At 72.2% G+C, this 2,760-nt stretch carries 2 protein-coding genes; both read left to right on the top strand.

Going from position 1 to position 2,760, the window contains the following annotated elements:
* Positions 1-44 precede the first annotated feature (44 nt).
* On the top strand, positions 45-1,139 hold the full coding sequence (locus SSNG_RS02115; RefSeq protein WP_128637333.1) for an amidohydrolase family protein: 1,095 nt from the start codon (positions 45-47) through the stop codon (positions 1,137-1,139).
* A gap of 250 nt (positions 1,140-1,389) precedes the next feature.
* Positions 1,390-2,760, top strand: a 1,371-nt coding sequence (locus SSNG_RS02120) for a solute carrier family 23 protein (protein ID WP_241694973.1), incomplete at its 3' end; no start/stop codon positions are given.

Raw genomic sequence — 2,760 nt, forward strand, 5'->3', positions numbered from 1 at the left:
CGCCGCCGGGCACCTGGGTGGTGGAGGTCCCGGGCAGGCTGGTGATGCCCGGGTTCGTCGACACCCACAACCACCTCTGGCAGGCGGCGATCCGGGGCGGGTGTACCGACCGGGACTTATTCGGCTGGTTCCGGGGGTGTACCGACCCCCAGCGCGGCCGCCTGACCCCGGCGGCCCTCCACAGCATCGTGCGGCTCGCCGCGCTGGACGCCGTCCAGTCGGGCGTGACGACGCTGGTGGACTGGGTGGACATCTTCTCGTACGACCTGATCGAGAGCTACGTGCGGGCGCTGGCCGGCACCGGGCTGCGGTTCACGTACGCCATGTACCCGCCGGCACCGGACGGGGCCCTGCTCACGAAGGTGAAGCGGGAGCTCGTCGACCCGGTGCCGCTCGCTTCCTTCCAGGTCGCCACGCACGCGGCGCGGGCGGCCGAGTCCCACAACCGCGCCCACTGGGAGGCCGCCCAGGAGCTGGGGGTGATGCTCAACTCCCATGTCCTGGAACGGCCCGAGCAGCGCGCCGACGACCCCGTCGGGGTGCTCACCGACATCGGCGCCATGGGCCCGCGGCTGCTGATCAACCACGCCGTCCACCTGACGGACGCGGAGATCGCCGCCGTCGCCGAGCACGACGTGCGCGCGGCCCACTGTCCGCTGAGCAACATGCGGCTGGCCTCCGGCATCATGCGGCTGTCCGACCTGGCGGGCAGGGGCGTCAAGGTCGGGCTCGGCCTGGACGGCGGTACCAACGACAGCTCCGACTTCCACGCGCTGATGAAGGCGGCCGTCGGCCTCCAGCGCGTCCGCACGACCCGGGCGGGGGTCTTCCCGCAGGTGCCCGACGTGCTGCGGATGGCCACCCTGGGGGGCGCCGAGGTGCTCGGCACCGCAGACCGGGTGGGGTCCCTGACCCCCGGCAAACGGGCCGACGTCGTGGTCGTCGACCCGGCCGCGCTGAACTTCGCCCCGCGCTTCGACTGGGTCGGGCAGATCGTCTTCAACGGGCGGCCCGAGAACATCGAAGCCGTCTTCGTCGACGGGCGCGCGCTCAAGCTCGGCGGCCGGCTGGTCGACGTCGACACCCGGCGCGTCGTAGAGGAGGCCGAGGCGGCCGCCACCGGCCTGCGCACGGCCTGACCTGCGGGACGGGGTCGCCCGGCGGCCCCCGGCAGGCCCCGTTCCGGCATCCCCGCCGGCCTCCAAGTGGGCGGGGAAGCCGGGACGTTGCCTTCCCCGAGACGGATGGAATCGGTGCGTCCGCAACCCTTGACGGGGTTTCACGGCCCCTCACATACTGGCGGCCAAATCGATTTGGCCCCCTCGATCCGGCTCCTCTTCCGAGCCGGATCGCGGCCGAATGCCGGAGCGAGCCGAACGGAGCTCGAACGTGTCCAGTCCCAGCACTCTCCCCCACCCCGTGGACCAGTCCCGCCCCCTGAGCCGGATCCTCCTGTTCGGTGTCCAGCACGTCCTCGTCATGGCCGCCACCCCCGTCTCGGCGATCTTCCTGATGAGCGCGACCCTCCACCTCGATCCCGGCCTCACCGTGAACCTGCTCTCGGCGGCCTTCGTGCTCTCCGGGGTCGGTTCGCTGATCCAGTCGCTCGGTCCCTGGAAGTTCGGGCCCCGGCTGCCGTTCGTCATGCTGCCCGGCGGGGCTCCGCTGATCCTGTTCCTGGCCATCGCCGAGGAGCACGGCGTACGCACCGCCACCGGAGCGGTGATCATCAGTGCGGCGTTCTACTTCGTCGTCCTGCCGGTCTTCTCCCGCCTGCTGAGGTTCTTCCCCACCCTGGTCATCGGCACGATGATCGTGATCGTCGGGGTCAACCTGGTGAAGGTCGGGGCGCTGCTCGTCACCGGACGCCCCGGACAGCCCGGCTTCGCCGACCCCGCGAACCTGGCGCTCGGACTGGCGACGATCGGCTTCACCGTCGCCCTCTACTGGCTGTTCAGCGGCGTCCTGCGGCAACTCGCGGTGATGCTGGGCCTGATCGCCGGCAGCGTGCTGGCCTTCGCCCTCGGACGGCTCGACTTCGGCGGGATCACCGACGGCGGGGTGCTGAGCGCGCCCCAGCTGATGCCGTTCGGCACGCCCGAGTTCCACCTCGTCGCCGCGCTGCCCCTGATGCTGTACGGCCTGGCCTCCATGGCGGAGGCCACCGGGCAGACCGTCATCAACGCCGAGACCGTCGGCAAGGAGATCGACAAGCGCACGCACGTGCCGAGGACCATCCGCGGTGACGCCCTCGTCTCCCTGCTCGCCGGCTTCCTCGGGCTGCCGCTGATGGTGACCAGCGGCGAGAACGTCGGCATCGTCCGGGTCACCGGCGTCCGCAGCCGGTTCGTCACCGCGGCCGCCGGCGTCGTGCTCATCGCCGTCGGCTTCCTCGCCCCGGTGATCCGCGCCATCAGCGTCATCCCGTCCGCCGTCGTCGGCGGCACCGCCATGGTGGTCTTCGCGGTCATCACCGTGCTCGGCGTCCAGATGCTCGGCAAGGCCGGCCTCGACCGGCATTCCCACGCCTTCGTCTGCGCCGTCGCCCTCGCCCTGGGCCTGCTGCCGATCCTCGTCCCCGGCGTCTACGCGGGCCTGCCGTCCGGGGCGCGGATCCTGCTCGAAAGCGGCGTCGCCGTCGGCGCGTTCACGGCCGCCGTCCTCAACGTCCTCTTCCACCACGTCAGGCCCCGGCCGTCCGCCGGCCGCGCCGCACGGCCGGCGCACTCCCCCGCCGACGCCGGCGGCCCCCGCCCCCTG

The sequence above is a fragment of the Streptomyces sp. C genome, assembly GCF_000158895.1.
Lineage (GTDB): Bacteria > Actinomycetota > Actinomycetes > Streptomycetales > Streptomycetaceae > Streptomyces > Streptomyces racemochromogenes.

What these genes read in the sequence shown, in the direction of transcription:
- SSNG_RS02115 (WP_128637333.1), top strand. Translation starts at nt 45, where the DNA reads ATGCCCGGGTTCGTCGACACCCACAACCACCTCTGGCAGGCGGCGATC.